General features: G+C 65.8%; 21 protein-coding genes. 11 read left to right on the top strand and 10 right to left on the bottom strand.

Features of this window, described 5'->3' with window-relative positions:
* Positions 1–130 precede the first annotated feature (130 nt).
* The 3 genes from P0084_RS13195 to P0084_RS13205 are packed head-to-tail and all read right to left on the bottom strand — an operon-like array spanning position 131 to position 3200.
* Positions 131–724, bottom strand: a complete 594-nt coding sequence (locus P0084_RS13195) for a retropepsin-like aspartic protease family protein (protein ID WP_308917329.1) — start codon at positions 722–724, stop codon at positions 131–133.
* A 29-nt stretch (positions 725–753) separates the two neighbouring features.
* Positions 754–1356, bottom strand: a complete 603-nt coding sequence (locus P0084_RS13200) for a MarC family protein (protein WP_308917330.1) — start codon at positions 1354–1356, stop codon at positions 754–756.
* Positions 1353–3200 carry an ABC-F family ATP-binding cassette domain-containing protein gene (locus tag P0084_RS13205; protein ID WP_308917331.1) on the bottom strand — a complete coding sequence of 616 codons (1848 nt, stop codon included), beginning with the start codon at positions 3198–3200 and terminating at the stop codon, positions 1353–1355. The genes P0084_RS13200 and P0084_RS13205 overlap by 4 nt, the downstream gene beginning before the upstream one ends.
* A 116-nt stretch (positions 3201–3316) precedes the next feature.
* Between P0084_RS13205 and ndk the strand changes: the two genes are divergently transcribed.
* Positions 3317–3739, top strand: coding sequence for a nucleoside-diphosphate kinase (gene ndk, locus P0084_RS13210; RefSeq protein WP_308917332.1), 423 nt, complete (start codon positions 3317–3319; stop codon positions 3737–3739).
* Between the two features lie 175 nt (positions 3740–3914).
* Complete coding sequence (locus P0084_RS13215) at positions 3915–5267, top strand: MATE family efflux transporter (protein WP_308917333.1); 1353 nt, start codon at positions 3915–3917, stop codon at positions 5265–5267.
* Between the two features lie 78 nt (positions 5268–5345).
* Here P0084_RS13215 and P0084_RS13220 read toward each other — a convergent pair whose 3' ends face one another.
* The gene (locus P0084_RS13220; RefSeq protein WP_308917334.1) at positions 5346–6548 is read right to left on the bottom strand and encodes a pyridoxal phosphate-dependent aminotransferase; all 1203 of its coding nucleotides are present in this window, start codon (positions 6546–6548) and stop codon (positions 5346–5348) included.
* Positions 6549–6625: 77 nt separating this feature from the next.
* Here P0084_RS13220 and P0084_RS13225 point away from each other — a divergent pair, with 77 nt between their 5' ends.
* The 5 genes from P0084_RS13225 (at position 6626) to tig (ending at position 9548) form a co-directional block, all read left to right on the top strand.
* Positions 6626–7003: a helix-turn-helix domain-containing protein gene (locus tag P0084_RS13225; RefSeq protein WP_308917335.1), complete on the top strand. Its 378-nt coding sequence runs from the start codon at positions 6626–6628 to the stop codon at positions 7001–7003.
* Positions 7000–7272 carry a succinate dehydrogenase assembly factor 2 gene (locus P0084_RS13230; protein WP_308917336.1) on the top strand — a complete coding sequence of 91 codons (273 nt, stop codon included), beginning with the start codon at positions 7000–7002 and terminating at the stop codon, positions 7270–7272. The genes P0084_RS13225 and P0084_RS13230 overlap by 4 nt, the downstream gene beginning before the upstream one ends.
* Positions 7273–7339: 67 nt before the next feature.
* On the top strand, positions 7340–7837 hold the full coding sequence (locus tag P0084_RS13235; protein ID WP_308917337.1) for a MarR family winged helix-turn-helix transcriptional regulator: 498 nt from the start codon (positions 7340–7342) through the stop codon (positions 7835–7837).
* A 79-nt stretch (positions 7838–7916) separates the two neighbouring features.
* The gene (locus P0084_RS13240; RefSeq protein WP_308917338.1) at positions 7917–8084 is read left to right on the top strand and encodes a hypothetical protein; all 168 of its coding nucleotides are present in this window, start codon (positions 7917–7919) and stop codon (positions 8082–8084) included.
* A gap of 135 nt (positions 8085–8219) precedes the next feature.
* Positions 8220–9548: a trigger factor gene (gene tig / locus P0084_RS13245; RefSeq protein ID WP_308917339.1), complete on the top strand. Its 1329-nt coding sequence runs from the start codon at positions 8220–8222 to the stop codon at positions 9546–9548.
* A gap of 98 nt (positions 9549–9646) precedes the next feature.
* On the opposite strand, the gene P0084_RS13250 is transcribed toward tig, so the two are convergent.
* Positions 9647–10846 carry a PQQ-dependent sugar dehydrogenase gene (locus P0084_RS13250; RefSeq protein ID WP_308917340.1) on the bottom strand — a complete coding sequence of 400 codons (1200 nt, stop codon included), beginning with the start codon at positions 10844–10846 and terminating at the stop codon, positions 9647–9649.
* A 174-nt stretch (positions 10847–11020) separates the two neighbouring features.
* Positions 11021–12961: a bifunctional 2',3'-cyclic-nucleotide 2'-phosphodiesterase/3'-nucleotidase gene (locus P0084_RS13255; RefSeq protein ID WP_308917341.1), complete on the bottom strand. Its 1941-nt coding sequence runs from the start codon at positions 12959–12961 to the stop codon at positions 11021–11023.
* A 217-nt stretch (positions 12962–13178) separates the two neighbouring features.
* On the opposite strand from P0084_RS13255, the gene P0084_RS13260 reads away from it, so the two are divergent.
* Positions 13179–13565: a four-helix bundle copper-binding protein gene (locus P0084_RS13260; RefSeq protein WP_308917342.1), complete on the top strand. Its 387-nt coding sequence runs from the start codon at positions 13179–13181 to the stop codon at positions 13563–13565.
* Positions 13566–13632: 67 nt separating this feature from the next.
* Here the strand turns inward: P0084_RS13260 and rplI are convergent, their stop codons facing one another.
* The 4 genes from rplI to P0084_RS13280 form a co-directional block, all read right to left on the bottom strand.
* The gene (rplI, locus tag P0084_RS13265) at positions 13633–14265 is read right to left on the bottom strand and encodes a 50S ribosomal protein L9 (protein WP_308917343.1); all 633 of its coding nucleotides are present in this window, start codon (positions 14263–14265) and stop codon (positions 13633–13635) included.
* Positions 14266–14278: 13 nt separating this feature from the next.
* Positions 14279–14506: a 30S ribosomal protein S18 gene (gene rpsR, locus P0084_RS13270; protein ID WP_308917344.1), complete on the bottom strand. Its 228-nt coding sequence runs from the start codon at positions 14504–14506 to the stop codon at positions 14279–14281.
* Positions 14507–14520: 14 nt separating this feature from the next.
* Positions 14521–14877, bottom strand: a complete 357-nt coding sequence (gene rpsF / locus P0084_RS13275; RefSeq protein ID WP_308917345.1) for a 30S ribosomal protein S6 — start codon at positions 14875–14877, stop codon at positions 14521–14523.
* A 192-nt stretch (positions 14878–15069) separates the two neighbouring features.
* Complete coding sequence (locus P0084_RS13280; protein WP_308917346.1) at positions 15070–15537, bottom strand: PRC-barrel domain-containing protein; 468 nt, start codon at positions 15535–15537, stop codon at positions 15070–15072.
* 174 nt (positions 15538–15711) lie between these two features.
* Between P0084_RS13280 and P0084_RS13285 the strand changes: the two genes are divergently transcribed.
* The 3 genes from P0084_RS13285 to P0084_RS13295 all read left to right on the top strand — a co-directional run bounded on the left by P0084_RS13285 (position 15712) and on the right by P0084_RS13295 (position 19517).
* Entirely contained in the window at positions 15712–16296 is a 585-nt protein-coding gene (locus tag P0084_RS13285) for a YceI family protein (protein WP_308917347.1), read from the top strand.
* Between the two features lie 140 nt (positions 16297–16436).
* Positions 16437–18386, top strand: a complete 1950-nt coding sequence (locus tag P0084_RS13290; protein ID WP_308917348.1) for an OmpA family protein — start codon at positions 16437–16439, stop codon at positions 18384–18386.
* A gap of 138 nt (positions 18387–18524) precedes the next feature.
* Positions 18525–19517: a PAS domain-containing protein gene (locus P0084_RS13295; RefSeq protein ID WP_308917349.1), complete on the top strand. Its 993-nt coding sequence runs from the start codon at positions 18525–18527 to the stop codon at positions 19515–19517.
* Positions 19518–19526: the final 9 nt, after the last annotated feature.

The raw sequence follows: 19526 nt of genomic DNA on the forward strand, positions 1-19526 counted from the left end.
CGATCCGCCCGGGCGGGACCCCGCTGCCCTCCATTGGAACGATCATGCATCACGCAAGATCATCCCCAGACGGTGCCTTTGCGTATGTACGGGGGGTGTACGGGGGGTGCCCCCCACCATACGGCGTCCCTCAGCGGGTCAGGCGCAGGACGTCGTTCTCGATCTCGATGCGTCCGAACGTCTGCAGGTACGACATCCCCAGCAGGCTCTGGCTCATCTCCCCGCCGTTCACGACGGCCCGCACGTTTCGGTCCACCGCATCCCCCAGCCGCACCTCGTCCAGCACGACGTCTGCGGTCCGGACCTCGCCGTTCGCGGTCCGCGCCCTGCCGGAAAAGCGCAGCGATTCCAGATCGATGCCGGCACGTTCGGCGTCGTCGCGGGTCAGCACCATGTCGGTCGCGCCGGTGTCCACGACGAAGCGCACCGGCTCCCCCTCGACCCCCATTACCATGTGGTAATGCCCATCCCGCGACCGCGGCACCTCGATCGCCAGGCCCCCGTCGCCATCCACGACCACGGCTTGCCGCGGTGGCGCCATGAGTGACTGATCCTCCAGAAATATCCCCACCAACAGGGTAACCCCCGCGAAGATCGCGGCCCAGGTCAGCGCCATCCGAACCATCGCGCCCATCCGGTGTCTGTTCGCGAACAGGAACCCGAACGCGATCACCCCGCCCAGGAGCAGCCAATAGACTAGTTGCATGCCGTCGTCGGAACTCATGTCCCCCTAGATAGGGGAGGGGGCGGCGATCACCAGATGGCCAGCACGCCGTCCAAGACGAACTGGACCGACAGCGCCGCCAGCAGCATCCCCAGCAAGCGCGTGACGACGTTGATGCCCACGCGTCCCAACGCCCGCTCCATCGGCGCGGCCAACTGGAACAGCACCAGGCAGACGCCGAGCACGGCCAGCATGACCCCCACCGCGGACGCGACGTTCATCGCGTCGCCCCCGTCCGTTAGGAGGATCATCGTGGCGATGGCCCCGGGCCCCGCGATCAGCGGCAGCGCCAGGGGGAACACGGACGGGTCGTCCACGACCACGTCGCGGTTGCCGTCCCGCCGTTCCTGGCGCCGCTCGAACAGCATCTCCAGGGCAGTCAGGAACAAAAGCAAACCGCCCGCGATGCGGAACGCGGGCATCGAGATGCCGAGGAATCCGAGCAGTGATTCCCCCGACACGGCGAACACCACGAGGATCAGCGCGGACAGGCCGAGCGCACGAAACGCGATGGCGTTGCGCGCACGTGCGGACAGGCCCGCGGTCAGCGCCGCGAAGATGGGCGTCAGGCCGATCGGGTCGATGACCACGAACAGGGCCGTGAATGCCGTCAATGCTTCCGCCGCGCTCATGCCTCGGCCCGCTCCAGCGCCTCCGCCGCACGAATCCACAGGGCTTCCGCCCGGTCGGAGGCGTCCATCACCTCCGCGTATTTCTTGTTCCAAACCTCCAACTGACCGGCATTGCCATCCTCGTACAGGACGGGGTCGGCCAGCTTCTTCGCAAGCTTGTCACGCATTCCCTCGATCTTCTCGACGCGAGCTTCGCAGCGACGGACCTCGGCGCGCAACTCCAGGATCTCGTCGCGCGAAGCCTTCCGCCGATCGGCTTTCGGCTTGGCGGGCCTGCTGGGTTTTCCATCCGACAGCAGCATCGCGCGATAGGTTTCGAGATCCCCGTCGTAGGGCTTCACCGTGCCCTCGCCGACCAGCCACAGACGGTCCGCGACCATCGACAGCAGATGCATGTCGTGACTGACGAGCACGACCGCACCGTCATAGGTCGTCAGCGCCTCCACCAACGCTTCCCTGGATTCGATGTCCAAGTGATTGGTCGGCTCGTCGAGGATCAGAAGGTGCGGCGCGTCCAGCGTGGCCAGCAGGAGCGACAGCCGCGCCTTCTGCCCGCCCGACAGGCGCGCGACTTCGACCTCCGCTTGGTCGGCACCCAGGCCAAACCCAGCCAAGCGCGCACGTAAGCGGGCGGGTGTCTCGTTCGGACGTTCCCGCTGGATATGCTGGAGTGGCGTTTCGTCCAGGTGCAGTTCGTCAACCTGATGCTGGGCGAAGTAGCCGATCCTTAGCTTGCCGCTGGCATGGCGCTGCCCGCTGGCGGGATAAAGCTTGTTCGACAACAGCTTGGAAAGCGTGGATTTTCCTTCTCCGTTCCGACCCAGCAAGGCGATGCGATCGTCCTGATCGAGACGCAGGTCAAGCCGTCGGAGCACGGGATCGCCGCCGTAGCCCACGGCCGCCCCCTCCAACCGCAGGATGGGAGGCGACAGTTCGTCGGGCGCCGGGAAGGTGAAGACCGTTCGGGCCGCATCCTCGGGCGCGCGGATCGTCTCCATCCGTTCGATGGCCTTCAGCCGGGATTGCGCTTGCTTCGCCTTGCTGGCCTTCGCGCGGAACCGGTCCACGAAGGCCTGCATGTGCGCCTTCGCGGCCTCCTGCTTCGCGGCCGCCGCCGCTTGCTGCATCCGGCGTTCCCGCCGCTGCCGGGCGAACTGGTCGTAGGGACCGGCATAGGTGGTGAGGGTCCGATCCTCCAGATGCAGGATCGTGTCGACGGCGCGGTTCAACAGGCCGCGATCGTGGCTGATGATGATGACGGTGTGGGGGTAGGCGGCGAGATAGCGTTCCAGCCACAGCGCGCCTTCCAGGTCGAGGTAATTGGTCGGCTCGTCCAGCAGCAGGAGGTCGGGCTGTGCGAACAGGACGCCCGCCAGGGCGACCCGCATACGCCAGCCCCCTGAAAAGTCCCCCGTGGGTTGCGCCTGCGCCGCCTCGTCGAAGCCCAGGCCCTTCAGGATCGTCGCGGCCCGCGCTTCGGCCGACCAGGCGTCTATGTCGGTCAGACGAGTCTGCACGGCCGCGATGCGGGCAGGATCCGTCGCGATTTCGGCCTCGGCCATCAGTTCGGCCCGTTCCGCATGGGCCTCCAGCACGGTGTCTATCAGGTTCTTGTCCGATGCCGGTGCCTCCTGCGCGACGCCGCCGATCCGCGCGCGGACGGGCAGGTCGATGCGGCCCCCATCCAGCGTCAGCTCCCCTCGGATCAGACGGAACAGGGTCGTCTTGCCGGTGCCGTTGCGGCCGACCAGCCCAACCTTGTGCCCGTCGGGAATGGTCGCGGACGCTCCTTCGAACAGGGGCCGCCCCGCCACGGAATAGGAGATATCGGTGATCTGAAGCATGGCCGTGCCACTGCGCCGGGGCGCGCGCGGCGTCAACACCGGCGCGGGCGGTTCCCTTCGTCCGACACGGGTGCTAGGCGCCCGCGCGAACTCACCCTTTATTCGGAGCGAAGCCCATGGCCGTCCAACGCACCTTTTCCATCATCAAGCCCGACGCGACGAAGCGGAACCTGACGGGCGCCATCATCGAGAAGTTCGAGGAAGCCGGCCTGCGGGTCGTCGCGTCCAAGCGGATCAAATTGTCCAAGGAGCAGGCGGGCCAATTCTATGCCGTGCACAAGGAACGCCCCTTCTTCGACGAGCTGACGACGTTCATGGCGTCCGAGCCGATCGTGGTGCAGGTGCTGGAAGGCGAGGACGCCATCGCGAAGAACCGCGAAGTGATGGGTGCGACCAATCCGGCGGAGGCCGCCGACGGCACCATCCGCAAGGAGTACGCGCTGTCGATCGGGGAGAACTCCGTTCACGGCTCCGACGCTCCGGAAACGGCGGCGGAGGAGATCCAGTTCTTCTTCTCCGACCTCGAAATCGTAGGCTGATCCGGCTGGCCTGCGTGCCGGGCCAAACCCGGTACCATGCAGGTCTCATGAATGCAGTCCGACATGCGCGCCGCGGGCGGCCCCTCGTGCCGCTCGCCTCGTTTCGGGCCGTGCCGGTGTTGCCCGTCGCGACCACCGGGCGTAGCGGCGTCCCATGATCCCGCTTCGCATCCACATGACCCGGACGCTCACGCTTGGATTGCCACTCGTGGGCAGTCAGGTCGCGCAGATGTTGATCGGCTTGACCGACACGCTGATGCTGGGCCGCTATTCCGTGCCCGCGCTGGCTGCGGGAACCCTAGGCGCGACGTTCTTCTTCACGTTGTTCTTGCTGACTTCGGGCTTCGCCTATGGGATCATAGGTCTGTCGTCGGACGCGGCGGGGCGGGGCGACGAACGCGGCGTGCGACGCGCGGCGCGGATGGGCCTGTGGCTGGCCGTGCTCGCCGGACTGGCCGCGATGCCGATCATGTTCCTGTCCGGTCCGATCCTCACGGCGCTCGGGCAGCCGGCCGACGTGGTGATTCAGGCGGAGGCCTATCTCCGCATCGTCGCCCTCGGCCTCGTCCCAGCACTGTTCACGGTGACGATCCGATCGCATCTCTCCGCGCTCGAACGCACCCGGATCGTGTTATGGGTCACGCTGGCGGGCGTCGCGTTGAACGTGGGGCTGAACGCGATCCTGATCTTCGGCGCCGGTCCGTTCCCCGAACTGGGCGTGCGTGGCGCGGCATGGGCCAGCGTGGGCGTCAACGTCGCGATGGGCGCGATGCTCGCCCTCTATGCGGCACGGGGTCCCGGCATGGCCCGGTGGGAACTGTTCCGCAACCCGCTGCGGCCCGACTGGCAGGCGTTCGGCCAAGTGTTCCGCCTGGGTTGGCCGATCGGTCTGACGCATGTATCGGAGTCGGGACTGTTCGCGGCCTCGGCCCTGATGATGGGCAATCTGGGCACTCGTGAATTGGCCGCGCACGGCATCGCGATCCAGATCGCGGGGGCGACGTTCATGGTGCATCTCGGCCTGTCGCAGGCCGCGACCGTCCGGGTCGGCCGCTATGCCGGACAAGGCGATCGGGGCGGGCTGCGCGATGCGGCGGTGGCCGCGTTCGCGCTATCGGGCATCGCGGTGGCGCTTGCCATGGCCCTCTATTGGTTCGCGGGCGGGACGATGGTGGGGGCGTTCCTGGATCCGGGGGACCCGCAGGCGGCGACGATCCTGTCGCTCGGCGTGGGGCTGTTGCTGGTCGCGGGCCTGTTCCAACTGGTCGATGCGGGTCAGGTCATGGCCCTGGGCTGCCTGCGTGGATTGCAGGACACAAAGCGGCCGATGATCTATGCGGTGCTCGCCTATTGGGGGTGCGGGATCCCGGTCAGCTATCTGTTCGGCTTCCACACCGCGTTGGGTGCCTATGGGGTATGGTTGGGACTATGCGTCGGATTGGCCGTCGCGGCGATCCTGCTGACGGTCCGGTTCTGGCGCCTCGTCGCGGACCGGGATGCTCGTCCCATCCGGCTGGGAAGCGTCTGAGTCTCCGTCTCCCACAATGTCGGCATGAACGCCTCCGCGGACTGCCGATGGTCGCCCGTCCGCCCCATCGCGGGCCCGTCAGGTCAGCCCTTCGCAGAACCGCTTGATCCGGACGCACGCTTCGGTCAGCGCGTCCTCCGACGTGGCATAGCTGACCCGGAAATGGGGGCTGAGGCCGAAGGCCGCGCCGAAGACGACCGCCACGTCGCCTTCGTCCAACAGCGTCTTGGCGAACGTCTCGTCATCCTCGATCAGGGTCCCTCCGGCGCTGGTCTTGCCGATGCAGCCTGCGATGGACGGATAGACGTAGAACGCGCCTTCGGGCGTGGGGCATTCGACGCCTGGGCACTCGTTCAATCCGGCCACCACCAGGTCACGGCGCTTCTTGAACAATTGCTGGTTGGGCCGAATGAACTCCTGTGTGCCTTCCAATGCTTCGACGCTGGCCCACTGGCTGATACTGCAGGGGTTCGAGGTCGATTGCGACTGCACCTTGCGCATCGCGGCGATCAGATGTTCTGGCCCCGCGGCGTACCCGATGCGCCAACCGGTCATGGCATAGGCCTTGCTGACCCCGTTCATGGTCAGCGTCCGATCGAGCAGCTTCGGTTCGACCTGCGCGGGCGTGGCGAAGACGAAGTTGTCGAAGACGAGGTGTTCGTACATGTCGTCCGTGAGAATCCAGACGTGCGGGTGGCGCAACAGGACGTCGGTCAGGGTCTTCAGTTCGTCCGCGGAATAGGCAGCCCCGGTGGGGTTGGACGGGCTGTTGAAGATCAGCCACTTGGTCTCAGGGGTGATGGCGGCTTCCAGCGCCTCGGCCGTCAGCTTGAACTTCGTCTCGATCCCGGCTTCCACCACGACCGGGGTGCCCCCCGCCAGCAGGACCATGTCGGGATAGCTGACCCAATAGGGGGCGGGGATCACGACCTCGTCGCCCGGGTTCAGGGTTGCCGCCATCGCGTTGTAGATCGTGTGCTTGCCGCCCGCGTTCACGGTGACCTGTGCGGGGGAATAGTCCAAACCGTTGTCACGCTTGAACTTCGCGCAGATGGCTCGCTTCAGCTCCGGTATGCCGTCCACTGCGGTGTACTTCGTCTTGCCGTCCCGGATGGCTTGGATGCCGGCGTCCTTGATGTTGTCGGGCGTGTCGAAGTCCGGCTCCCCCGCGCCCAGGCCGATGACGTCGCGGCCTTCAGCCCGAAGCTCACGGGCCCGGTTGGTCACGGCGATGGTGGGCGACGGCTTCACCCGGTCCAGCGTGTCGGAGAGGAAGGCCATTGGGTCGGTCCCTGCGTTTGCGGCGGCGGCGCGCCCGTCCTAGGGTGCCCCCGACCCAGGATCAAGGAGCGTGAGCGATGCCGGACCAGGCCGCGGATGACGATTGGTACGATCCCGAAGCCACGACGTTCGGCGATCGGCTGACGGGCGCGCGCGAGGCGGCGGGCCTGACCCAAGCCGAGTTGGCCGACCGGCTCGGCGTCTCGTCGGAGACCGTTGGGGCATGGGAATCCGATCGCGCCGAGCCGCGCGCCGATCGCGTGTCGCGCTTGGCGGGCATGCTGAACGTGTCCTTGATGTGGCTGCTGACGGGCGTGGGCGAGGGGACGGTCGCGGGGACGGACGATGCCAGCCTGCTGGAAGCCGTCATCAGGGCGCACAAGGACGCCGCGCTCTTGTCCGACCGCCTGAGAGTTTTGGAAGATCGGCTCCGCGAACGCCTGGGGGTCGAATGACCGACGATCGAGAGGATCGCGCCACGCGCCTGCGCCGCCTGCGCCTGCGATCCTGGCGGCGGGGCATCCGCGAGATGGATCTGATCCTGGGGGGCTACGCGGACGAGCACCTCGACGGGATGGTACCGGACGAGGTCGACGTGTACGAAGCGGCCTTGGGCGAAGCCGATCACGACCTTCTGAACTGGGTCACCGGGCGCGACGCGCCACCTCCGCGATACGCGCAGCTGATGGCCGCGCTGAACCGACGCGCGGCACGATCCCGCTGACTTTACGCTTTGTTGGGATTTTTCTGCGACGACATGCGCCAACGTCGCCGCGAAAGGTCTGCCACCCATGAGCCGCTTGGACAACATTCAACCGAGGAACGCGCCGGACTTCATGTCCGGATACCTCGATTCCCTCCAATTAGTGGAGCGCCTGCATCGCCTGCTGCTGGACGTCATCAAGGACGAGTTCGAACGCTTGTCCATCCTCGAGATCAACGCCGTCCAGGGGCTGTTGCTGTTCAACATCGCCGACAACGAGGTGACGGCGGGCGAGCTGAAGAGCCGTGGCTACTACCAAGGTTCGAACGTCAGCTACAACCTGAAGAAGCTCGTCGATCTGGGATACATGCACCACCAGCGTTGCGAGATCGACCGCCGTGCCGTGCGCGTCCGCCTGACGGAGAAGGGGCGCGACGTCCGCGACGCGGTCGCCGACCTGTTCCAGCGCCACGCCGACGGGATCCGCCACACCGGCGTCCTGTCCGATGCCGGTCTCGTCGAGATCGTATCCACCCTTCGTCGCGTGGAACGGTATTGGAGCGATCAGATACGGTACATCTACTGAACCCAGAACGGTAGTGGCTGGTGAAGATTGGACTGACTGTTGTCTCTGAACTGCGAGCGGGCCTCCTGTAAATGACGTCGTGACCAAGGAGAAGCTTCGGCGTAGGCGGGAGCGTCACGAGATCGAGGTGGAGGAACTGCGCACCGATACCGTGCCGGTGCTGCGCGAAGCGCGATCTCCTTCGACGATGCCCGCAGCCCTCGTGATCGCGTTCGTCGGGCTCTGGTCGCCGTCGCCGTCGAACTGACGCCGCTTCGCAGGCTTTCCTCGGCGCCGCTTGCACCCCCAACCAACGATCCCTAGAAGGGCGCGGATTTCATCGCCCGGGCCGGGTCCTACCGGCGATCCCCCGGGCGGCCATACGCCCCCGAGGATGCTCTACATGCAAGTCACCGAGACGCTGAACGAAGGCCTCAAGCGCGCCTATTCCATTACCGTGCCCGCCTCCGAGCTCGACGCGAAGGTGGACGCGAAGCTGGCAGAAGCGCAGCCCACCGTCGAGATGAAGGGATTTCGCAAGGGTAAAGTGCCGATGGCGCTACTGAAGAAGCAGTTCGGTCTGCGCCTGATGGGCGAGGCGATGCAGGAGAGCATCGACGGCGCCATGTCCAAGCATTTCGAGGAGACGGGCGACCGCCCCGCGATGCAGCCCAAGGTCGAAATGGCGAACCAGGACTGGAAGCCTGGCGATGACGTCGCGGTCGCCCTGTCCTACGAGGCGCTGCCCGACGTGCCGGAGGTCGACTTCTCCGACGTGGCGATCGAACGCCTGGTGGTCAAGCCAGCCGAGTCCGATCTGGACGAGGCTTTGAAGTCACTAGCATCCTCTGCCCAGACCTTCGAGGCAAAGGACGGTGCAGCGGAGGACGGCGATCAGGTCGTGATCGACTTCAAGGGGTCGGTCGACGGCGAGTACTTCGAAGGCGGCACCGCCGAGGATTATCCCCTGGTCCTGGGATCGAACAGCTTCATCCCTGGCTTCGAGGCACAGCTCGCCGGCGCAACGGCCGGCGACGAGAAGGTCGTCGAAGTCACCTTCCCGGAGGATTATCAAGCGGAGAACCTGGCTGGGAAGCAGGCCAGGTTCGAATGCAAAGTGAAGGAGGTGAAGGCCCCCGCGGAGGCCGCGTTGGACGACGAGTTGGCGAAGCGCTTCGGTGCCGAGGATCTGAATGCGTTGAAGGGTCAGATCGCCGAACGTCTGAAGGCCGAGTACGCCGGCGCGGCGCGCCAAGTCGTCAAGCGTCGTCTGCTCGACCAACTCGACGGGAAGGTCGATTTCGATCTGCCCCCGAGCCTGCTGCAGGCGGAGGCCGATCAGATCGCTCATCAGTTGTGGCATGAGGAGAACCCCGACGTTCAGGGCCACGACCACGACAAGATCGAGCCGACGGAGGAACACACCAAGCTGGCCGAACGCCGCGTCCGATTGGGTCTACTGCTGGCCGAACTGGGTCAGAAGGCGGAAGTCACGGTCTCCGATCAAGAGATGACGCAAGCGATCATGCAGCAGGCGCGACAGTATCCCGGCCAGGAGCGGGAGTTCTTCGAGTTCATTCAGAAGAATCCCCAGGCCGCCCAACAAGTCCGCGCGCCATTGTTCGAGGACAAGGTCATCGACCACATCCTCGATCAGGCTGAGGTCACCGACAGGACCGTCAGCAAGGAGGAGCTGCAGGCCGAGTTGGAGAAGCTCGAAGAGGACGCTTAGCTGGCACTTTGATTAGCAGGGGAAGCCCCCTCGCGCAAAGCGGGGGGAATTACGGTCGCCAGATCGTTCGCGCGACGTTCGGGCGGATCCGGCTCGAGCTAGTCCGACGCCTCGGTCACTTGCAGGATCGCGCCATTGTCGAAATCGGTCAGCATCAGGAAGCTTCCATCGTCCAGCACCTCGACATCACGAATGCGGCCCTGGTCGCGTAGAAGGCGCTCCTCCTCCACCACGACCCCTTCCTCCAGGGACAGGCGCACGACGCCGCCGGGATAGAGCGAACCGATCAGCAGATCGCCGTTCCAGTCGCCGAACTGGGTCCCGGAATGGAACTGCATTCCCCCTGGCGCGATCACCGGATCCCAGAAGTAGACGGGCTGCTCCATGCCTTCCATCGCCGCCCGACCCGACCCGACCTCGTCGCCGTTGTAGTTCTCGCCATAGCTGATGACCGGCCAGCCGTAGTTCAGGCCGGCCTCCGGTCGGTTCAGCTCGTCCCCGCCGGCGGGTCCGTGCTCGATCGTCCATAGGGTGCCATCGGCGTCCACGGCGGCGCCCTGCACGTTGCGATGGCCATAGGACCAGATGCCCGGAACGGCGTCGGCGGCGTCGAAGGACGGGTTGCCGTCCGGGACGGTGCCATCGGGGTTCAGACGCATGACCTTGCCGTAGGTCTTGTCCAGATCCTGCGCGAAGACCCGTTCGCGGCGCGAGGAATGCTCGCCCGTCGTGATCGCGACCGTGCCGTCGTCCAGGAAGACGATGCGCGATCCGTAATGCATGGGCGTCGGAGACGGCGGCCCCTGGACGAAGATGTCCTCCACCTCCGTGAGTTGGGCCAGGTCGTCCGACAGCGTAGCCCGCGCGGCCGCGGTGACGCTGCCGCCGTCGACGGGCTTGGCATAGGTCAGGTAGATCCTTCGATCGTCGGCGAATTCCGGACCGACCGCAACGTCCAGGAGGCCGCCCTGGTTCTGGGCCAACACGGCGGGCACGCCGCCGATGGGGGCGGACAGGTTGCCGTCCGCCGTGACGTGGCGCAATTGCCCCGAGCGTTCGGTGACGAGATAGCCGCCTCCGTCGGGCAGGACGGCGATCCCCCAGGGGTGGACCAGGCCACCGACCACCGTCTCCACGTTCAGATCGACGTCGGACTCCTCGAGGTTCGCGCGGAACTGCTCCGCGAAGGCGGGTTGGAAATCGGTGTTGCGCTCACCCCAGGTGAAGCCCTGCGAGGCGGCGGGCTGGATCAGGAGGAACGCCAGGGGCGGGGCAGCAGTAAGGGCACGGATGGGCATGTCGGGTCTCCCGGATAATCGGTTCGATCGCACAGCTAGCGCGGCGGCGAAGGGGGTCACATCACGATCGGATGGGCGGCTTGTGCCCGGACCGCTCGTCGACCGCGATCCGCTCGGCGCCGTCCCACCATAAGGACAGACCCGGGGCTCAGCCCCCGGGGCCGTTTGCGATCGTCACAGCGGCATGCGGTATCGCTGGAAGCCGTCTTCCGTGATCTCGGCCGGTTCCAAGGTACGACCTGGTACTTCGTCCGCGTAAGCCGCGCCGCCGGGCCCTGTATCGAACAGCACCACGGTCCCGTCCATCGGAACGAAGGACCAGTTCCCGTCGGCCGAGGGGCTGATCGTGCCCTGTTCCACGATATAGCGGACGATGACGTCGCGGTTGGTGTCGGGCGCGTCCAGGATCGTCGTGTCGCCCGTGCCGGGGAAGCTGCCGCCTCCGCCCGCGCGGTAATTATTGGTGGCGATCACGAACTCCGCGTTCATGTCCAGCGGCGCGCCATCGTACTCCAGATCCACGATGCGGTTCGCATCCGGGTTCACGACCTCGCCCTCCGCGTCGAAACGGGACGGCTGGGACAGGTCGATACGGTAGGTCACGCCGTCGATCACGTCGAAGTTGTATGACGGGAAGTCGGGGTTCAGCAGCACCTGCTCACCCCCGCCCGGTTCGATCCGATTGAACATGCCCGCGCTGCGCTCCAGCCAGTCCTTCACCTGCTGACCCGTCACGCGTACCGCCCGCACGGTGTTCGGATAGAGGTACAGGTCCGCCACGTTCCGGATGGCCACGTCGCCCGCCGGCACGTCGGTGTAGTAGTCGGCGCCACCGCGACCGCCCGCCTTGAAGGGGGCCGCTGCGGACAGGATCGGCAGACCTTCGTGTTCCGTGCCCTGCAATAACTGATCGACGTACCACCGTTGCGCTTGACTGACAATCTGGACGGATGGGTCGTCGGCGACCAATGCGAAATAGGAATGCAGTGGTGCGTCGGTCTCGCCCACCGCGCGGCGGACGTATTCCAGCGTGGCCTCGTGGTCGGTTCGCGTCGCGTTCAGTACGGCGTCCACGCTCTCGACCTGGGGCGTCCAGGACCGATCCTCGCCGCGGATGGCGATGGGCCGCAGCGATTGCTCGCTGGCTACGATGCGCCAGCCGGACCCATCGCGTTCGAGCATCAGGTCGACCAGCCCCATGTGGCTGCCCCAGTATCCGGGCATCACGGCAGGCTTTCCGTGAATCGTTCCGGCCGCCGCGTCGACGTTCGCCACGTCGGCATAGGCATCGGACGGGAACTCCCGGTGATGGTGGCCGGTCAGGACGACGTCGATGCCGGGCACGGCGGCGAGGGGAACGGAGGCGTTCTCCATCATCTCCTCGTACTCCGCCGGGCCGATACCGGAATGGGACAGGGCGATGACGATGTCCGTGCCCTGTTCCTTCATTTCGGGAACCAGACGCTCCGCCGTGCGTACGATGTCCTGGACGGACACGTTGCCCTCCAGGTGGCGACGGTCCCAGACCATGATCTGCGGTGGCGTGAATCCGATCACGCCGATCCGGATGGGCGCGGTTCCGCCCGCTCCGTCCGCGATCTCGCGATCCAGGATGACGTATGGGGCGAACAAGGGATCGGACCCTGTGCCGCGGGTGACGTTCGACAGCACGACGGGGAAGTCCGCCCCTGCGACGGCGGTTTCGAGGAAGGATAGGCCATAGTTGAATTCGTGATTGCCGATCGTGGCGGCGTCGAAGCCGACCGTGTTCATGGCCGCGATGACGGGATGCACGTTGCCGGGCTGCAGGCCGCGTTCGTATGCGATGAAGTCGCCCATCGGGTTGCCCTGCAGGAAGTCGCCGTTGTCCAGGACGAGGGTGTTGCCGGCCTCGGCCCTCACGTCCTCGATCAGCGCGGCGGTGCGGGCCAGACCGACAGTGTCGACAGGCCTGTCGCCGTAGTAGTCGTATGGCCAGACATGGACGTGGAGATCCGTCGTCTCGGCGATCCGAAGATGCGCCTGCCCGGCCTGCGCGCGGGCGGCGAACGGATGGACCGCGATCAGCGAAGTCGCGGCAGTCGTCTGTAGGAACGTGCGGCGTGTCAGCGTCATGGCGGGGGTTCCTTTCCTTGGATCGTCGGGTTCTCACTGGACTATGCCCCGCTTCGCGACGGCGTGGGATGAAAATGCGCGATCCATTCGGAATGATGCTCGGATCCTGCCGGTCCGCTCGTCCGACACCCGCTCCGCCCTTCCTGCGGGCGTTCCGTGCCCCAGGAACGGGGACATCCTGGGGGCGTTACCTCGATACACGAAACAGGAGGAACCGATGTCCATTCAAAAGATGATCGCAGAGCATCCCGACGTGGCGGGACATCTGAACGAAACCCTGGGGCAGGCGGTCCGCCATGCGATGTATTGCGCGGCGATCTGCAACTCCTGCGCCGATGCCTGCGCCGCGGAAGAGGATGACAGGGGCGAGTGCATTCGGCTGTGCAGCGATTGCTCCGACATCTGCACGGCGACCCACCGTGTCGCATCGCGTCGGACGGGCAGCAACGAGGCGGTCCTGCGGGCTATGCTGGAACTATGCGTCCAGGCCTGCGAGACGTGTGCAGAGATGTGCGCGCGACATGACGACGACCACTGCCGGCGCTGCGCCGAGATGTGCCGCGAATGCGCCAGCGATTGCCGGAAGGCCGCCCAGAACCTGTGATGCAGGGTCGGAAGGAACGAAAAGGGCCGCTTCGGGAAGCGGCCCTCCTCCGCAGTAAGGGTCCTCGTCAGCGCAGGTCCGGCTGATCGTCGTCGGAGCCGGATTCGGATTCGGGCGTCGTCACCAGATCGCTGTCGTCAGCCGCCGCGGAACCGATGTCGTCGAACAACTCGGCGATCTCGAACTCGGCCTGGGCTTCCTCTTCGGCCGCAAGATCTTGAATCGACTTGCCTTCGGCCTGCAGCTCCGCCTCTTCCTGCGAGCGGGCGACGTTCAGAACGATCGACACCTCCACCTCCGGGTGCAGGTTCACGGTCACGTCGTGAAGCCCGAGTTCCTTGATCGGCGCGGTAAGCGCGATCTGACGGCGCTCGACCGTGAACCCCGCCTCGGTCGCGGCCTCGGCGGCATCGCGCGTGGTGACCGAACCGTAGAGCGCGCCGGAATCGGACGCTTGACGGATGATGACGAACTGCTGCCCGTCCAGCCGCCCGGCCATCGCGTCCGCGTCCTTCTTCGATTCCAGATTGTCGGCTTCGAGTTGAGACTTGCGGCCCTCGAAGGCAGCGACGTTCGCATCGGAGGCCGTCAGCGCCTTGCCCTGCGGCAGCAGATAGTTGCGCGCGTATCCGGGCTTGACGTCGACGACGTCGCCCATCTGGCCCAGCTTGGCCACGCGTTCCAGAAGGATCAGTTGCATGTCGTAACTCTCCTCACTTCACGGCGTAGGGCAGCAGGGCTAGAAACCGCGCCCGCTTGATGGCGCGAGCCAGCTTACGCTGGTTCTTCGCGGACACGGCGGTGATGCGCGACGGCACGATCTTGCCGCGTTCGCTGACGTAGCGCTGCAGCAGACGCGTGTCCTTGTAATCGATGGTGGGCGCGTTGGCGCCCGAGAACGGGTCCGACTTGCGGCGGCGGAAGAACGGTTTGGTGGCCATGATCTACTCCCCTCTCAACGGCGTTCGCGGCGGCGATCGTCACGGTCGTCGCGCTTTTGCATCTGGACGCTCGGCCCTTCCCCGTGCGCGTCGACCTTGATCGTCAGCACGCGCATCACGTCGTCGTGGAGGCGGGCTAAGCGCTCCATCTCCTGTACGGCGGCGGCGGGCGCGTCCGTGCGGAAGAAGCTGTAATGCCCCTTGCGGTTCTTGTTGATCTTGTAGGCCATCGTCTTGACGCCCCAGTACTCGACGTCGACGACGGAGCCGCCGTTATCGGTCAGGACAGCGCCGAAATGGTCGTTCAGACCTTCGGCCTGCGCGTTGGACAGGTCCTGGCGCGCTATCATCACATGCTCGTAGAGCGGCATGGGATCCCCTTCGTATGACAGGCTTCAAAGCCCGGGCATGGATCCCGCCGCCCGGGCACGAGAGGCCGTGCGTTCAATTACATGGCGGGACGAGGCGTCATACAGGATGCGCATCGGGGTGCAACCCGCAGGCACGAAAAGGGGCCCCGATAAGGGCCCCGTCCGATCGATGGAAGGCGCGGTCGCCGTGGATCAGTCGAAGAAGCCTTCGTCCACCGACGGCAACTCTTCCAGTTGCTCCTCGGTCAGCCGGGTGACGTAGCTGTAGCTGACGTCGTCCACCGCGGTCAGACGCAGATCTTCGACGGGAACCATCACGTGCTTGTCACCGATGTCCAGAAAGCCGCCGACCTCGGCCACGATGCCGATCATCTGGCCGGACTGATCGAGCACGATATCCTCGATCTCGCCGATCTGACGAAGGTCGGTGCCGTAGTTCTGGGATTGATACCCATAGGCATCGCGGTCGTCGAGATCCATCCAGGTCGCTTCGTCGTAACGTTCGGCGACCGAGTACATCGGGCCGCCCGTGATGTCGCGGGTGCGGATCAAATCGTCCATGTTCATCACATGGCCGTCAGACAGGGCGGGGCCGGCTGCCAACATCAGGGGGGCGGCGACGATCGCGCCAAGCGCGGTGGCATTCAGGGTGCGCAGCATGGTGTGCTCCTTCGTTTATCCGTTCGACCGGTCAACGCGGACCCCCCCGGTATGAGTTTCATTCGATCGTCAGGTAGTGCGCCGCTGCACACGTCTTGTTGACGCTGCAGGGCTTCCCTCCGACCGGCGAAACCCGCAACTGTGCGCCGCAGGTAACCCAACGGGAGAAATCCGATGTTCCGCACCATGCTCGTCGCTACCGCCGCCGCCACCACGCTGGCCGGCGCCCCCGCCTTCGCCGACCCCGAGGCCTACGTCCTCGACTCCAGCCACAGTCAGATCGTCTTCAGCTACGATCACCTCGGCTTCTCGACGACCTACGGCATGTTCTCCGGGTTCGAGGGCGAGATCATGTTCGACGTCGACGATCCGGCGAACTCTTCGGTCAACGTCTCGATGCCGCTCGAGATGATGTTCACCGGGTGGGAGCAGCGCGACGCGCACTTCCAGTCGCCAGACTTCCTGGACGCCGCGGCGAACCAGACGGTCAGCTTCACCTCCACCTCCATCGAGGTGACCGGCGAGGACACCGCCTTGATCACCGGCGACCTGTCCCTGGGCGGGGTGACGCAGGAGGTGGTCCTCGATGCGAAGCTGAACCAAGCGGCCGATCATCCGATGCAGAACACCCCTTGGCTGGGCTTCGACGCCACCACGACGCTGCTGCGTTCGGATTTCGACGCCGGTAACTTCGCGCCCTTCGTCAGCGACGAGGTGGAGGTCATCATTTCGATCGAAGCGCAAAAGGTCGAAGCTTGAACGATTCGTCGGGGCGGGATTCGGACTGACGGTCTGGTCCCCCGCCCCGACGGTTATCGGATAACGCGGCGTCCGTTGGAACGGCTCCGCGACGGCGCGTGTTTTCCGGGTATCGATTCCCAACGCCCGTCGGAGCCATCATGAAACTTCGTGCCGCAACCGCCCTCGCATCCTCGCTCGCACTGATCCTGCCCCCGATGCCCGTCCTCGCCCAGGACGGTTCATCCGTCGTCCTGACGGAGGAAGATCAACAACGCTGCATCGACGCGGGCGTCGCGCTGGACGATCCGGCCGCGCTGGAACGCTGCGCCGCCGCCATCGCGGGCGGGGCCGAGGACCTGGAAACCGCCTTGCAAGCCGGGATCGAAGTCGAGGCCGAAGACGTCGAGGTCACCACGGAGGAGGTCGTCCCGAGCGACGTGGTGGAGGACACCGCGGTGGAGGACGTGACTGACCAGCTCGCCGACAGCCCCGTGGAGGAGCTGGTCGATGGGGACGCGGCGACGGAGGTCGCCGATCCCGCCGTGCCGACGGACGGCGCCGGCGAAGCAGTGACGGTTCAGGCCGACGACGGCGCGACCACTCTGCAAGATGCGGAGACGGCGGACGGTGACGCGCCATCCGATGAGCCCGTGTTGGTCGAGACGGTGGACGACACGGAAGCACCGGCGACCGAGCCCGTGACCGATGCTGCCGACGCGACTGACGGCGCCGACGCGAACGACGGCGACGCCATGGCCGAAACGGTGGACGACGCCCAGGCCCCGGTAGCGGAGGCCACGACCGATGCCGCCGGCGACACCGATGCCGGCGGGGATGCCTTGGTCGAGACCGTCGACGATACCGCGGCGCCCGCGACGGAGCCTACGACCGATGCCGCCGCCATTCCGGAGGCGCAGGAGGACCTGCAGAGCGACGTGGCCGATCAGATCGCCTCGCAGGGCGAGCCCGAGCTGACCGAAGCGGGGGAGACCGCGCGCGACCAGATCGGTGCGGCCTTCGACATCCTGGACAACAGCCTGGGCGAGGGCACATCGGACGCGATCGCGGACTCGGTCCCCGGCCTCGCCGCCGCGCTTGACCTCGACACGACGGAGGAGGCGCCCGACGCCGAGGTGATCGAGCAGACCGTAACGGAGGAGGACGTCCGCACTTCGACGGAGGATTTCACGACATCCGCGATCGAGACGGGGTCGCGTGACGAAGGGGGTCTGTCCCGCAATCAGCGACTGGCTCTGGGGGCTCTGGGCGCGTTGGCGGTGGGCACGGTCCTGGCCAACAACGCTCGCGTCGTGTCCAACAGCGGCGACCGCGTGGTCGTGCAGCGCGACAACGGTGACCTGCAGTTGTTCCGCGACGACGATACGTTGCTGCGACAGGCCGGATCGAACGTCCGCACGCAGCAGTTCGACGACGGCTCGACCCGGACGATCGTGACGCGCGAGGATGGAAGTCAGATCGTCACGGTTCGCGATGCGTCGCTGCGCGTCCTGCGCCGCGTCCTCGTGGAGGCGGACGGCACCGAATACACGTTGATCGACGACACCCAACCCGTCGAGCGCGTGGACGTGTCGGAGCTTCCGCGCCGCGCTTTGGTGACGACGCAATCGACCGCGAACGACCCGCTGCGCGCGGCGTTGGAGAACCAAGTCGCCCTCGATCGGCGCTTCACGTTGGCGCAGGTCCGCCAGATCCCCGAAGTGCGCGCGCTCGCTCCGGCCGTGGAGCTCGACACCGTCACCTTCCCTAGCGGATCGGCCGCGATTGAACCCGACCAGGCCGACGAGTTGACCGGATTGGCCTCCAGCATGCTGGAACGGATCGAAGCGGATCCCCGCACGGTGTACCTGATTGAAGGGCATACCGATGCGGTGGGGGACGCGGCGTACAACTTGGCGCTGTCGGATCGCCGGGCCGAGACCCTCGCCCTGGCGTTGAACGAATACTTCGGCGTCCCGGTCGAAAACATGGTCGTCCAAGGCTATGGCGAGCAGTTCCTGAAGGTGCAAACGCAGGCGGACGAACGCGCGAACCGCCGCGCCGTCGCGCGCGAGATCACGCAGCTGTTGCGCACGGCCGCGGCCAACTGATCGCCTGGAACGTCACGCCCCGCCCCCGGTGATCGGGGGCGGGGTGTCTTCCTAGATTGCAATTTCAGGTTGTTACGACCAATCCGCTTCGTTTAACTTCGCGTCATGGATCGAAAGACATCTTTCCAGCCCGGCGACGTGTCCGAGGAAGACGCCAATGCGATCTTCCGGTCGGCCGACATCGCGATGGTGCTGACGAACCCGAACCTCGACGACAACCCGATCGTCTATGTGAACCGCGCGTTCGAGACGCTGACTGGCTATACCGCCGAAATGGCCCTCGGGCGCAACTGCCGCTTCCTGCAGACGGACCAAACCTCGCCGGAGGAGGTGGCCGAACTGCACGAGGCGATCGAGAAGCGCGAGCATACCGCCGTGGTCCTGCTGAACGAACGCGCCAATGGCGAAACGTTCCTGAACGCGTTGATCGTGTCGCCCATATTCGATGAGCAGACGGGGCAGGCCAACTATTTCGTCGGCCTCCAATCCGAGATCCCCAGGGATGCACGCGACGAAAAGCTGAAGTCGTTCGAGAACCTCGTCTCCGAGATCCAGCACCGGGTGAAGAACCACCTGACGATGATCCTAGGGCTGATCCGCCTGAAGGCGCGGCAGTCGGACGATGGGCAGACCTTCGATGACCTGTCGCGCCGGATCGAAGGCCTGCAACTCCTGTACGAGGAGATGACGGCGGCCAGGGCCAACACGAACGAGGACAGGGTCCAGCTCGGGTCCTATCTCGGGCGGGTGGCCAGCGCCATCGCGCATCTCGACGGTCGCAGCGGCGTACGCATGAACATCCAGGTGGAAGCCGTTCTGGCCGAAACGGACATAGCGGTGCGCATCGGGCTGATCGTGTCCGAGATCCTGACGAATGCGATGCAGCATGCGTTCAAGGACCAGCCGACGGGTTTGGTGGACCTTCGCGTGACGCGCACCGACGACCAGGGGATCCGCGTGGTGGTCACTGACGACGGCGTCGGCCTGCCGGACGATGTGGATTGGCCGGGCGACGATGGGTTGGGCGGGCGGATCGTCGAAGGGCTATGCAAGGGATTGAACGCGACGTTGCACGTGTCCCGCGGCGCGGTCGGAACCGTGATCGTGCTGGACGTGCCGTCGGTCCTTTGACGATCCCCC

Origin of the sequence: Jannaschia maritima, from assembly GCF_030973515.1 — a bacterium.
In the GTDB taxonomy this organism is placed as follows: domain Bacteria; phylum Pseudomonadota; class Alphaproteobacteria; order Rhodobacterales; family Rhodobacteraceae; genus Jannaschia; species Jannaschia maritima.

Coding starts and splice junctions, on each gene's coding strand:
- P0084_RS13195 (WP_308917329.1), bottom strand. CDS start 724: ATGAGTTCCGACGACGGCATGCAACTAGTCTATTGGCTGCTCCTGGGC.
- P0084_RS13200 (WP_308917330.1), bottom strand. CDS start 1,356: ATGAGCGCGGCGGAAGCATTGACGGCATTCACGGCCCTGTTCGTGGTC.
- P0084_RS13205 (WP_308917331.1), bottom strand. CDS start 3,200: ATGCTTCAGATCACCGATATCTCCTATTCCGTGGCGGGGCGGCCCCTG.
- ndk (WP_308917332.1), top strand. CDS start 3,317: ATGGCCGTCCAACGCACCTTTTCCATCATCAAGCCCGACGCGACGAAG.
- P0084_RS13215 (WP_308917333.1), top strand. CDS start 3,915: ATGACCCGGACGCTCACGCTTGGATTGCCACTCGTGGGCAGTCAGGTC.
- P0084_RS13220 (WP_308917334.1), bottom strand. CDS start 6,548: ATGGCCTTCCTCTCCGACACGCTGGACCGGGTGAAGCCGTCGCCCACC.
- P0084_RS13225 (WP_308917335.1), top strand. CDS start 6,626: ATGCCGGACCAGGCCGCGGATGACGATTGGTACGATCCCGAAGCCACG.
- P0084_RS13230 (WP_308917336.1), top strand. CDS start 7,000: ATGACCGACGATCGAGAGGATCGCGCCACGCGCCTGCGCCGCCTGCGC.
- P0084_RS13235 (WP_308917337.1), top strand. CDS start 7,340: ATGAGCCGCTTGGACAACATTCAACCGAGGAACGCGCCGGACTTCATG.
- tig (WP_308917339.1), top strand. CDS start 8,220: ATGCAAGTCACCGAGACGCTGAACGAAGGCCTCAAGCGCGCCTATTCC.
- P0084_RS13250 (WP_308917340.1), bottom strand. CDS start 10,846: ATGCCCATCCGTGCCCTTACTGCTGCCCCGCCCCTGGCGTTCCTCCTG.
- P0084_RS13255 (WP_308917341.1), bottom strand. CDS start 12,961: ATGACGCTGACACGCCGCACGTTCCTACAGACGACTGCCGCGACTTCG.
- P0084_RS13260 (WP_308917342.1), top strand. CDS start 13,179: ATGTCCATTCAAAAGATGATCGCAGAGCATCCCGACGTGGCGGGACAT.
- rplI (WP_308917343.1), bottom strand. CDS start 14,265: ATGCAACTGATCCTTCTGGAACGCGTGGCCAAGCTGGGCCAGATGGGC.
- rpsR (WP_308917344.1), bottom strand. CDS start 14,506: ATGGCCACCAAACCGTTCTTCCGCCGCCGCAAGTCGGACCCGTTCTCG.
- rpsF (WP_308917345.1), bottom strand. CDS start 14,877: ATGCCGCTCTACGAGCATGTGATGATAGCGCGCCAGGACCTGTCCAAC.
- P0084_RS13280 (WP_308917346.1), bottom strand. CDS start 15,537: ATGCTGCGCACCCTGAATGCCACCGCGCTTGGCGCGATCGTCGCCGCC.
- P0084_RS13285 (WP_308917347.1), top strand. CDS start 15,712: ATGTTCCGCACCATGCTCGTCGCTACCGCCGCCGCCACCACGCTGGCC.
- P0084_RS13290 (WP_308917348.1), top strand. CDS start 16,437: ATGAAACTTCGTGCCGCAACCGCCCTCGCATCCTCGCTCGCACTGATC.